Here is a 14022-nt window from a genome sequence, read left to right on the forward strand (position 1 = left end):
TCATTGTCCACGGCATTCCTGCGCACTTCGTTCATCGCCCCTCGAGATCGGTCTTCACCACCGTCGATCACGGCAGCCTGGCCGACTCGGCCCTGCTGCCGAGCCCGTACAGGGTATTCGAACCAATCGTCCCGCCGGACGGCACGACGAGAAGTCAGTTACCGATCACAGACGTTCGTTCGCAACCCGAAACAGTATCGGCTCCTGTTCGACGTCCGTTACCCGCGAGTAGCTCGTAAGCCTCGTTCAGTGGCGCAGCGCACGTCCGATCACGTCCATGGCAAGGGGCGACAACATGTCGGCGTGTGTGACAGGCGCAACGAGCTCCAGCACGGCATCCGACACGTAGGGACCCCAGGTCGCAACGGTGTCGTGGTCGTCCGAACGATCGATGCCTGCCCTGACGACCGTGACACGGCCCGAGAACACGCCGGGTTCGTAGGCGTTGATCGAATCGGGCGACGACGACGCGGCCGCGAACATGCGCGAGATCCGATCCTCGTCCAGTGCGATGACATCGTCGGGCAGGATCGACATGAGCGCACGAACGATTGCATTGTTCGGCGACGTCACCGCGACGTCGGGGTCGAGAGCGACGCCGGCCGCCGTCAGTAGCGCCCGCACCTCCGAGTCGAACGCGGACGCGTCGACACGTGTGAACGAGTCCAACAGTGTCAACGCCTCGACGGTACGACCTCGACGCTGTAGCTCCACGCCGACGGCGTGTGCGAGTACACCTCCCAGCGACCAGCCCAGTAGAGATACAGGACCGTTCGGTCTCGTCCTTTCGATCTCCGATGCATAACGTGCTGCCAGATCGACGATCGATCGAGCGTCGAAGTCCGGCTCCCGCAACGCCGGCGTCTGCACTCCGTACACCGGCACGTCGGCATCCATGATTCGAAGAAGAGGCACGTATCCCCATGCGAGACCCAGCATCGGGTGGATGCAGAATACCGGAGTTCCGCTACCCGATGCGCGCAGCGCGACGATGACGTCCAACGAACGATCGTGATCGACAACGTCGCCGGCACCGATTCTCGCCGCCAGTCCCTCCACGGTCCTCGACTCCAGAATCCACTGCACCATGACCTTTCGGCCGGTTCGTCGACGTAACGCCGAGACCACCTGCGTGGCCGCAAGAGAGTCGCCGCCCAGTTCCACGAAGTCCTCGCCGAGACCGACCCGCTCGACCGACAACGTTTCCGCGAACACTGTCGCGACGAGCCGTTCGAGATCGGTCGTCGGTTCGACGAAGACCCGAGTGCCGATCTCCGGCGCCGGTAGCGCGTCCACGTCGAGCTTGCCCGATCCGGTCAGCGGCATCTCGTCGAGCCGAACGATCGCGAGGGGAATCATGTGTGCGGGAAGCGTCTGCCTCAGCTGCGCGCGTAGTTCCCCGACCGTCGCCGTGCTCGACGGCGAGCACACGACGTAGGAAGCGAGGTACGGCCTGTCGTCGTCGTGACGCACAGTCGTCACCGCGTAGTCGACGCCCGGAATCGCCGTCAGTGCCGCATCGATCTCACCCGGCTCGATTCGGAACCCACGGATCTTGACCTGGGCGTCGCTTCTTCCGACGTAGCGCAGTGCACCGTCTCGCCACCGCGCACGGTCTCCGGTCCGGTACAAGCGACCACCTTCGCCGAACGGATCGGCAACGAACGCCGCCGCCGTTCGTCCGGGTAGCGCCGCGTAGCCACGCGCCAGCCCTCGACCGGCGAAGTAGACCTCGCCGACGACTCCATCCGGGACAGGCCGTAGACATGAGTCGAGGACGAACGCCTGCACACCGTGAATCGGGCCGCCGATGGTGATCGGTTCGCGTGCGGTCAACGGGTTACTGATGGTCGTGGCGACCGTCGCCTCGGTGGGTCCGTAGGCGTTGAGGAACCGCCGGCCCGGTGCCCATCTCTCGAGAAGCTCGGGCGGCCACGCCTCACCACCGACAGCGACGGTGCCAAGGTCGGGCAGCACGCCGGGATCCATCGTGGCGAGAGCGCCGGGCGTGACGAATGCATGCGTGACGCGGTGGGCCTGCACATACTCCGTGAGTTCGTCGCCGCCGACGATCGACGTCGGTACGACGACCATCGTCGCGCCGACCGGAGCCGCGAGCAACAGCTCGAGAACGGACGCGTCGAAACTCGGCGACGCGAAGTGGAGAGTCCGGCTGGTGGAGTCGGTGCCGAACTTCTCCCACTGTGCAGCAGCAAGATTCGACAGTCCTGCGTGGGTGACCACGACACCCTTCGGCACACCGGTCGACCCCGATGTGTAGATGACGTACGCGGCGTGCGACGTCCGAACAGCCGACAGGCGGTCGTCGTCTGTCACGGGAGCAGCACTTACACGGTCGGTCTCGCGAACCGTAGCCCGATCGTCGAGGACAATCCATTCGGTCGACGACGGCAGCGCTTCGGCATCCTGCGCGACCGTGAGTCCCAGAACCGCGCCCGAATCGTCGATCATGTGTGCGATACGTGCCTGCGGGTAGGACGGGTCCACCGGGAGGAACGCGGCACCGGACTTGGCGACGGCCCACACGGCGATCACCGACTCGAGGGAACGCCGGATTCCGACTGCGACGACGTCGTCGGGGCCGACACCCCTCCCGACGATGACACGAGCGAGGCGATTCGACCGCTCGTCGAGATCTCGGTAAGTGAGAATGCGATCCTCGCACTCCACAGCCACCGCGTCGGGAGAAACAGTCGCGCCGCGAACGAGCATGTCCGACAGCACCATCGGGCCGACGTCCGGCGGCCCGGTGCGCGCGATCCGCTCGTGGTCCCTCGTGACGTCGACGTCGCCGACGAGCGAATCGGGGCGACTGACGACTGCTTCCAACACGCGGACATACCGCGACGCGAGGTCACCGATCGAGACCTCGTCGAACATACTGTGCGCGTACTTGAAGTCGAGATGTAGCACGTCCCCGGCGACGGCGACGATCGACAACGGGTAGTGGGTCGCATCGACCGTGTCGATCCCGACGACGGACATCCCGTCGATCGAGCTGGCCTGCTCGATCGCCGTGCGGTCGACAGGATAGGACTCGAACACCACCAAGGTGTCGAACAGCGTCCCGACATCGGTGAGCTGGTGGAGTTCGGCGAGCCCGACGTGGTGGTGATCGAGCAGACCCGCGGACGTCGCCTGCAACTCCTGCAGTACTGCCCTTACCGAGGACGTGCGTGGGAGTCGAACGCGAACGGGAATCGTGTTGATGAACAGTCCGACCATCGACTCGACGCCGTCGAGATCCGCGGGCCGTCCGGAGACCGTCGTTCCGAACACCACGTCGTCCCGGTCGGTGAGCGACCCGAGCACGATCGCCCACGCAGCCTGAACGACGGTGTTCGGAGTGACACCGGCGGACGAGGCCACCTCGGTCAGCGCCATCGTGGTCTCGGCGGACAGGGCGAAGCGATGGTCCCCGAATCCTGTTCGACGCGTATCGGATTCGAACACCGTCGTCAGCAGGGTCGGTTCGTCGAAGTCGGCCAGCGCGGTTGCCCATGCGTCGCGGGACGTGTTCGCGTCCAGGCCGACCAGCCACCTGAGGTAGTCGGAGAACGGCCTCACAGCGGGCAACGCCGAGGTCGCACCCGACACCGCGTAGAGCACCAGCAGGTCCTGCAAGAGGATCGGCATCGACCACCCGTCGAGCAGGACGTGTTCGCACGTGACGCCCAGCGTCACTCGGTCCGAAGCGGTCCGGATGCAGACGAACCTGATCAGAGGAGGCGCGCCGAGGTCGAAGCCCGCCTCCTGATCGTCACGCAGTAACCTCTCGACCTCGTCGGAGCGGGCATCGATCGTGTACCACGGCAATGCGACGTCGTCGAGAACCACCTGAACCGGCGACCCCGTCGAGTCGGCAACGAATGCCGTGCGCAGGTTGGGGTGCCGCGACAGCAAAGCCTCGGCCGCGCCGCGTAAACGGTCGACATCGACGTGCCCTTCCAGGTGCAGCACCATCTGCGTGGTGTACACCCCACCGCCACCGCCGGCGAGCAGCGCGTGGAATGCCAGCCCCTGCTGCAGCGGCGTCAGCGGCCACACGTCGAGGACCGAGCCGTACGCGGCCTCCCACGCATCGATGTCCGACTGCGTCGTACGGACCAGTTCGACGTCCGACGGGGTGAGCCCGCCGTTCGACGAATGCGCATGTCGTGCAACAGCAGTCAGAGCGTCGACCCACGTGTCGGCGAGTTCCCGGACGTCGTCGCGGTCCATCAACGTCGACGGGAATCCGAAGCCCGCGCTGAGTTCGCCGCCGAGCACGATCGCGTTGATGTCCACCGTCGCCATCGCGGGCATGTCGGGATCGCCCCGGCCGTCCAGTTCACCGAGATCGGACGCGGGCAGCCACCCGATGCCCTGCATCGCCTCGGGAATGTCACCGTGCGACAGTCGTCCGAGGTAGTTGAAGCTCACCTGCCGAGGCCCGCCGGCAAGCCGCGCGGAGACGTCGGCGTTGCCGAGATAACGCAGGATGCCGTATCCGATCCCCTTGTCCGGCAACGCAAGCAACTGTTCCTTGACGCGCTTGACCACGGCCCCGGCCGACGGGCCGCCGCGGAACGCGTCGTCGAGGTCGATTCCGCTCAGGTCCACTCGCGCCGGGAACATCGACGTGAACCAGCCGACCGTCCGAGAGAGGTCGGCGCCGGGAACCACGGATTCCTCACGGCCGTGTCCTTCGAGACCGATCAGCGACGACATCTCGTCGACACCGCGATCTCGTCTCCAGCGCGCCACGGACATCGCGAGCGCCGCGATCAACGCATCGCCCGCACCCGTTCGGTACATCGTCGGGATCGTCGTCACGACGGCGACGGTCACGTCCTGCGACAGCCGTACCGTCACCTTCTCCACCGCCGATGCGAGATCGATCGACGGATCGAACGAGCGCGGTGACATCAGCGGGTCCGGTCCGTCCAGGACCGTCTCCCACAGTTCCACCTCGTCGGCGCGTGACGCGCGGTCCTGCAACGCGTGTGCCCACGTGCGGAACGACGTACCTGCCGCGTCCAGATGAGGCTTCTGTCCCGCCGACACCGCCAGCCAAGCCGAGACGAAATCGGGAATCAGAATTCGCCACGACACACCGTCGACGACCATGTGATGAGCCGCGACGATCAGTCGTCCCGTGCGACGCGACGACCCACCGTCGGCCGTCACCGGGTCGAGCCACGCGAACCGGATGACACGACCCGTCGACGGGTCGAGCCCGGCGAGTGCGTCTTCCAGCGCATCGTCTGCGAGCGCGACAAGGCCGTCCGCATCGACGTTCTCGTCGAACGCAGTGCGCTCGACGATCGCCTCGACGTCGACGGATCCTGGCTCCGAGGTCCGCAGGATCGGTACGTCGCCGTCCGCGACGAGCGTCGCACGCAGCATGTCGTGCCGATCGATCACGGCACGCACGACCGCGACGAGCTGCGCGCGCTCGATTCCGACAGGCAGCTCGAGCCCGAGCGTCTGCTCGAACCGATCGAACGACCCACCACGCGACGTCATGAACCGAACGGCCGGAGTCGACGGCATCTCGCCGACGCCCCCACCGGGGAGTTCCGCGAGGCCCGCCACGTCGGTGTCAGCGCTGAGCACCGCAACCCGCGCGAGCGCCTGGACCGTCTTGTGTTCGAACACCTGCCGCGGCGAGATGCGCAGTCCGCGGGCTTTCGCTCGGGATACCAACTGGATCGAGACGATGCTGTCGCCGCCGAGTGCGAAGAACGAATCCGTGGTGCCGACCGTGTCCAGTCCGAGCACGTCCGCGAACAGCTCGGCGAGCACCGTCTCGGTGGCGTCGACCGGTTCGGTTCGGTCCGCCGCGTGGAACACCGGCTCCGGCAGTGCCTTTCGATCCAGCTTGCCCACCGGCGTCAACGGCACCGAGTCGAGTACGACGATCGACGACGGAACCATGTGCGCCGGAAGCGAACCGGAAGCGAACCCCAGAAGCTCCCGCGGCTCGACCGTCCGCTCCGCGGCGGGAAGAACGTAGCCGACGATGGCAGCGCTTCCCGACGCCAGCTCGCGTACTGCAGTCGTGGCGAATTCGACGTCCGGATGCGACGCGAGCACCGCGTCGATCTCGCCGAGTTCGATACGGAACCCACGGATCTTCACCTGGAAATCCGAGCGGCCGACGTACTCGATCTCGCGGTCGGCCGTCCACCGCACGACGTCTCCGGTACGGTACATCCGCGTTCCGTGCGCACCGTACGGGTCGGCGACGAATCGTTCGGCGCTCAGGCCGGGCCTGCGGTGGTAGCCCTGTGCGAGCTGGATGCCTGCGATGTAGTGCTCACCGCTGACACCGACCGGAACCGGCCGCAGGCGGTCGTCGAGCACCAACGACGACATTCCTCTGATCGGTCCGCCGATCGTGATGCGGTCTCCGGCCTCGAGCGGCGCCGAGATGTTCGTCATGATCGTGGTCTCGGTGGGTCCGTACCCGTTGAAGAATTCGCGGCCACTTCGCGAATCCGTCCACCTCGCAACGAGTTCCGGTGGGCATGCCTCGCCGCCTGCGACGAGCACTCGCAGATCGTCGAGCCCGTCGGGGTCGACAGTCGCCAGCGCGGCAGGCGTGATGAAGGCGTGTGTGACGCGTTCGCCGCGCAACAGCGACGTCAGTTCCTCGCCTCCGTAGATATCTGTCGGTGCCACGACCAGCGTCGACGACGATGCCAGTGCCAGCAGCAGTTCCAGGATCGACGCGTCGAAGCTCGGCGACGCGAAGTGCAACGCACGGTCGTCACGGCCCAACCGGTATCGATCTCGTTGCTCCGCAGCGAAATTGGCGAGACCCGAGTGGGTCACCACCACACCCTTGGGCCGTCCGGTGGAACCCGACGTGTAGATGACGTACGCGGGATGCGTCACGTGCAGCGGCCGTCGCAGTTCCTCTCCTGCAACCGGCTCGGCGGAGTGCGAGGCCAGCAATTCCTGGAACTCGTCGTCGTCCAGCACCTGCCATGCGATCGCTTCCGGGAGAGCGTCCTTCGCCCTCGTCACGGTCAGGCCCAAGGCGGGCTGTGCGTCGTCGATCATGTGCGCGACGCGGTCCGCCGGATAGTTCGGGTCGACACTCACGAACGCGGCGCCCGATTTCGCGACGCCCCACAGCGCGACGATCGAGTCGAAGGACCGCGGAATCGCGATCGCGACGAGGTCGCCCGGCCCCACGCCCGCGTCGAGAAGTACCCGCGCGAGACGCGACGAACGCCGGTCCAGTTCGGTGTACGTCATCGAGGAACCGCCGTACGATACGGCGTCGCCGTCGGGTGCGGCGGCCACCGCTGCGGCGAGGAGGTCGGCCAGCACGACGGGCGTTTCCGGAGTCGAGGGTGCCCGGACGAGCGTCTCCAGTTCGAAGTCGTCGAGGATGTCGAGGTCGCCGATCGGCGTCGCCGGTCCGTGGACGACTGCACCGAGGATGGCTTCGAACCGTCTCGCCAGCGTGCGGGCGGTGTACGCGTCGAACAGGTCGGTGGCGTACGTCAACGCACCCGCGAGGCCGGCGGATTCGCCGTTCACCCCGATCGTTTCGGACACGGTGAACTGCAGGTCGAACTTGGACGTGTTCGATTCCAGTTCGAGTCGAGAGACCTGCAGCCCCGGCAGATCGAGCGTTTCCTCACCGAGGTTCTGAAACACGAGCGCTACCTGGAACAGCGGAGTGCGATCGGTCGTGCGCTCCGGCGCGAGAATGTCGACGAGCTGTTCGAACGGCAGATCCGCGTGGCCGAACGCCGCGAGGTCCGCGGATCGCACCCGATCCAGAAGTTCGACGAACGGCTCGTCCGCGCGATGCAGTTCGGTGCGCAGTACCAACGTGTTGACGAACATTCCGATGAGGTCGTCCAGGGCTTGCTCACCTCGACCCGCGACAGGTGTACCGATGGCGATGTCGGACGCGGTCGACAGTCGCCCGAGCAGCACCGCGAGCGCCGCATGCAACACCATGAACAGAGTGCCGTTGCGTTCGCGCGCAAGCTGATTGAGCCCGGCATGTACCGAACCCGCGACCGAGAATTCGAGCGTCGCACCACGGTGGGACGCGACCCGCGGACGCGGGTGATCGGTCGGCAGTTCGAGGCGGTCCGGCAGACCGGCGAGTGCAGCGGTCCAGTACTCGGCCTGGGTGCTCAGGACGGAGTTCGGGTCGTTCTGATCGCCCAGCACTGCGCGTTGCCACAGCGCGAAATCGGCGTACTGCACGTCGAGCGGTGACCACGACGGCGGTTGCCCGGCCGTCCGTGCGACGTACGCCGTCATCAGGTCGCGTGCGAGAGGACGCATCGAGAACCCGTCGCCCGCGATGTGATGCAGCACGACGGCCAGCACGTAGTCGTCCTCACCGATCGCGTACAGCCGGACTCGGAGCGGAACTCGTTCTGCGACATCGAAACCCCTCGACACGAAGGTCGCGAGATCGGCCGTCACATCGGAGAAGTTCAGAAACCGCGGTTCGAGATCGAGATCGACACGATCGGCGGGGAGTACGAGCTGGCGTGGCACCCCGTCGTGCTCCGGGTACCGGGTGCGCAGCGGCTCGTGACGCCACACCACGTCGGTGACGGCCGCCGCGAGCGCGTCCGTGTCCAGGTCACCGACCAGCTTCATCGCGATCGGCAGGTTGTCCGCGAACGACGTGGTGTCGAATCGGTTGAGGAACCACATGCGCTGCTGGGCGAGCGACAGTGGCACCACCGACGGACGCACACGGGCGACGAGCGGAGTGCGTCCGTCGTCCGACGCAGAGTCGAGGCGCAGCGCCAACGCGGCGACGGTCGGTGCTTCGAACAACGCTCGGACCGGCACCCTGGTATCGAGCGCGGCGCCGATACGTGCCACGACTTGCGTTGCCACCAACGAGTTTCCGCCGAGGTCGAAGAAGTTGTCGTCGGTTCCGACGCGAGGAAGCCCCAGTACCTGCGAGTAGACCTCCGCGACGACCTCCTCCGCTGCAGTCGTCGGCGGAAGATATTCGTTGACCCGGAACTCCGGTGACGGCAACGCTTTTCGGTCCAGCTTGCCGCTCGTTCCCAACGGCAGTGCGTCGAGAACGACGATCGCGGTCGGCACCATGTACGACGGCAGGATGTCACGTACGAACGTGGTCAGTTCCGAGCTGTCGGCGTCGGCTCCCGGCGCGAGCACGACGTACCCGGCCAGCTGATCACCGGTCGACGTCTCCGCGACGCGCACGACGGCCTGACTGACCGACGGATGTGACAACAATGCCGATTCGATGTCACCCAATTCGATGCGCTGGCCACGGAACTTGACCTGGAAGTCGGTGCGACCGATGTACTCCAGCGCACCCTGTCCACCCGGGATCCACCGAACGAGGTCGCCGGTGCGATACATGAGTTCCCCGACGAAGCCGTTGGGGTCCGCGACGAACCGGTCAGCCGTCAGATCGGGTCGACCCACGTAACCCCGCGCGAGCTGCACTCCCGACAGGTAGAGTTCGCCGGCCACCCCCGGCGCGACGGGTCGCAACCGTGCATCGAGCACGTGCACGCGAACGTTCCACTGCGGCACTCCGATCGGTACCGTCTGTCGCTGCAGCGACCTGACCGAAGTCGCTTCCCACTGGGTCACCGACACCGCTGCTTCGGTCGGACCGTACAGATTGTGCAGACGCGCGGACGACACCGCCGCGAACGCGTCGACAGTCTCGGGAGGCAGCGCCTCCCCGATGACGAACACGTGACGCAGAGACGTCAGCCGATCGGCAGCCGCGTGCGCCGCGAACACACCGAGCATCGACGGGACGAAATCGGTGACCGTCACCTGTTCGCGATCGACGACCTCGGCCACCAGCAACGGATCGCGGTGCCCGTCGGGTGACATCAGGACCATCGACGCGCCGGTGCGCAACGGCAGAAAGAAGCCCCAGAGCGACACGTCGAACGTCGTCGCGGTCTTCTGCAGGTAGACGTCGTCGCTGTCCAGGTCGTAATAGGCTGTCATCCAGGACATCTGGTTCTCGATCGCGCGATGCGACACCGCGACGCCCTTGGGGCGCCCGGTCGAGCCCGACGTGAAGATGACGTACGCCAAGTTGTCCCGGCGAACGTGTGCGCGGAGAACCCGTGTGGTAGCGGTGACGTCCCCGTCGGCCAGGATGGTGTCCATCTCGACGGTATCGACGCCGACGCCACCGGCCTCGGTGGGAAGCGCGGGGCGGTCGGTGGAGGTGGTCAACACGCAGAGCGGTCGCGCCGTATCGAGAATGTGGGTCAACCGATCGGAGGGATGCGCGGGGTCCAGCGGAACGAACGCGCCGCCTGCCGCGAGCACCGCGTACATACCGACGACCAACTGGGCGGAGCGGCGCACCGCGAGCCCGACGAGCACGTCGGGACCCACCCCACGGTCGACGAGAACCCGGGCCAGGCGTTGCACACGGTCGTCGAACTCGGCGTAGGTCAGGCTCTCTCGATCGGACACGATCGCGACTGCGTCGGGGGTGCGCCGAACGCGTGCGTCGTAGAGATCGAGCAGTGTTCGCTCCGGGATCGCATGCGCGGTGTCGTTCCACGCCAGCATCACGTCGGTCCGTTCGCCGTCGGTCAGCACGTCGATGTCACCGACGACGACGTGTGGATCCGCGACGGCCGCGCTCAGCACGGCACCGAGCCGATCGGCCAACGTGCGCACCGTAGACCGCTCGAACAGGTCGGTCGCGTAGGTGAACGTGGCGGACATCCCTGCAGGCTCGCCGGCCTCGTCGATCCGAGGCGTGATGGTCAGCTGCAGATCGAATTTCGCCACGGCCACGTCGAGATCCAGCAACGTCACGGACGTGCCGGGAAGCTCGACTCTGCTCTGTTGCAGATTCTGGAAGAAGAGGGCGACCTGGAACAACGGGTGATGGCCGGCGGAGCGAACCGGATCGAGCACCTCGACCAGTCGCTCGAACGGCAGTTCGGCGTGCGCGAACGCGCCGAGGTCTGTCTCGCGGACGCGCCCCAGCATTTCGACGAACGTCATCGACGGATCGACCTGGGTGCGCAGCGCCAAGGTGTTGACGAACATTCCGACGAGCGCGTCGAGGTCGTGTTCGCCGCGACCCGCGACGGGAGTTCCGACGACGACGTCGTTCGTCGCTGCGATCTTCGACAGCATGATCGCGAAGGCGGTGTGCATCGCCATGAACGGCGTCGCGTCGCACCGTCGAGCCAGTTCGGTCAGCGCTGCATGGACGACCGCGCTCACCTCGAACTCGACCGTGTCGCCGACACCGGATGCCTCCGCAGGTCGTGCTCTGTCCGTCGGCAACTCGATGCGATCGGGGATGTCGGCAAGTGCCGTCGTCCAGTAGTCGAGCTGCCGCGACGCAAGCGACGCCGGATCGGACTCGGAACCGAGCAATTTCCGTTGCCACAGGCTGTAATCGGCGTACTGGACACGCAGCGGCGCCCACCCGGGCTCGCGGCCTTCGGTGCGGGCGAGGTACGCCGTCACCAGATCCGTGACGAGCGGCGCCACCGATGCACCGTCGGCGCAGATGTGGTGCAGGACGACCACCAGCACATGCCTGTCACCGCCGAGAGAGATCAGTTCGACGCGTAGTGGTACCGACGTGGACAGATCGAACGGTTGCAGTGCGACGTCGGTGAGGTGCGCCGCGACGGCGCCGTCGGTCATCGACAGATACTTCAACTCGACGCCGGTGCGTTCGACCGGAACGACGACCTGGAAGCCGACACCGTCGCGATCGGGATAGACGGTTCGCAGCGACTCGTGTCGTCGCTGGAGATCGACGACGGCGTCACGAAGCGCGTCGACGTCGACAGGCCCTTCGAGGCTCAGAGCTGCCGGGACGTTGCTGGCAGGCGACGTCGGATCGAATTTCTGAAGGAACCACATACGCTGCTGCGCCAACGACAGCGGGATGACGTCGGGGCGCACCTCGGGTCCGAGCGGCAGCGCATCTCCGCCGCCCAGTTCCCCTTCCACCCGCGAGGCCAGACCGGCGACTGTCGACGCCTCGAACACCACGCGTGCGGAGACTCGGGCGTTCAACCGGGCCCCGAGCCGCGACGCGACCTGCGTCGCACTGAGAGAGTTTCCGCCGATCTCGAAGAAGTGATCGTCCAGGCCGACCCTCGGTACGCCAAGCACCTCGGCGAACGTCTCGGCCACGGCTCGTTCCATGTCGGTGACCGGCTCACGGAACTCGGCAGTGTCGAACACGGGTGCCGGAAGGGCTTTCCGGTCGAGCTTGCCGACCGGGGTGAGCGGAATTCGGTCCAGGACCACGATGGCCGTAGGAACCATGTGGCGTGCCAGCGACTGCCCGAGGAAGTCGAGTAGTGCTCGCGGCTCGACGGTGTGCCCCTCGGCGGGAAGTACGTACCCGACCAGCGCGTCGACGCCGTCCGCCCCCGCATGTACCGCGGAGGCTGCGAAGTCGACGGCGTCGTGTGCCGCCAGCGCAGCGTCGATCTCCCCGAGTTCGATGCGGAAACCCCGGACCTTGACCTGGGAGTCGTTGCGTCCCACGTAATCGATCGAGCCGTCGGGACGTACACGCACGGTGTCACCGGTGCGATACATCCTCCCTGCGCCACCGTCGGGGGCCCACGGATCGGCCACGAAGCGCGACGCCGACAATCCACCGCGCCGGTGATACGCGCGGGCCACGGCGGGCCCGGCGAGATACAGCTCGCCGACCACGCCGACGGGGACAGCCCGAAGACGGGAGTCGACGACGTAGGCGCGCACGCCGGTCAGCGGCGTACCGATCGGCATCGGCCCGGACGGGTCGAGGGGCGCGCTGCTGGTGGTGATGCACGTCGCTTCCGTCGGCCCGTACACGTTGTGAAAGCGTCGGCCGACAGCCCATCGCGCCACCAGTTCCGACGTGTACGCCTCACCGCCGACCATCACGGCTTCCAGATCGGGCAGGTCGTTGTTCGGAGCGGACGCCAGTGCCGCCGGCGTCACGAACGCGTGGGTGACGCGGTGCCGTCTCAGTACGTCGGCGAATTCGTCGCCCCCGACGATTCCGGTCGGTACGACGACCATCGTGGCTGCCGCGCCGACGGCGAGCAACAGCTCGAGCACCGCGGCGTCGAAGCTCGGCGACGCGAAGTGAAGGGTACGGGACTCGGCCGAGATGCCGAATGTCACGCGCTGCGAGTCGGCGAGATTCTGCAGGCCCGTGTGGGTGACGGCGACGCCCTTGGGTGTACCGGTCGACCCCGACGTGTAGATGAGGTAGGCGAGGTTCGACGCGCGCAGAACCGACGTGCGTTCCACCGCCGCAACGGGTTCCGACGACATCGCCGATGCATCACGCTCGATGTCCTCGAGCACGATCCACGGCACTGTGCCGGGCAGGACGTCGACGGTGCGCCGGGTCGTCAGACCGGTCTTCGCACCCGAATCGTCGAGCATGTAGCGCACACGCTCGGCCGGGTAGTCCGGATCGATCGGAACGAAGGCCGCGCCCGACTTGGCGACTGCCCATACGAACAGGACGGACTCCAACGAGCGGGTGACGGCGATGGCGACGAGATCCTCTGGGCCGAGACCACGCTGGATCAGAACGCGCGCAAGCCTCGACGATCGACGATCGAGGTCCGCGTACGTGGTCGAACCATCGTCGGTGCGGACGGCGATCCCGTGCGGTCGCGCGTCCACTGCCGCGGCAAGGAGCTGCGGGAGCGTCGCGAAGCGCGCCGCCCGGTGCCGCGTCGCCCGGGTCGGCCGTTCCCTGCTGCTTCGAGATGTCCGCCTACGTGTGGATTCGGGTCCCGCCGAGTCGAGGCTCACGCGCTTCGACTTTCCGCATTATCGGACAGGACCCATACGAAAGAAACGCACACTGAAGACACCGGTACCACAGCCATTCACCCCGAACTCGACTGATCCAGCGCACGCGCGTCCACCTGCCGACACCGTGCTGCTGGATGACAACGCCGATCACTGTAAACCATTCGGTTGGTTAAAACCGCAAATTTCAAGCTATTTGCAGTTTTT

1 protein-coding gene is annotated in these 14022 nt (G+C 66.4%); it reads right to left on the minus strand.

Going from position 1 to position 14022, the window contains the following annotated elements:
• Positions 1–246: 246 nt before the first annotated feature.
• Positions 247–13815: a non-ribosomal peptide synthetase gene (locus tag A3K89_RS14575; protein ID WP_084423808.1), complete on the minus strand. Its 13569-nt coding sequence runs from the start codon at positions 13813–13815 to the stop codon at positions 247–249.
• Between the last annotated feature and the right edge of the window lie 207 nt (positions 13816–14022).

The sequence above is a fragment of the Rhodococcoides kyotonense genome (genome assembly GCF_001645385.1).
GTDB lineage: Bacteria > Actinomycetota > Actinomycetes > Mycobacteriales > Mycobacteriaceae > Rhodococcoides > Rhodococcoides kyotonensis_B.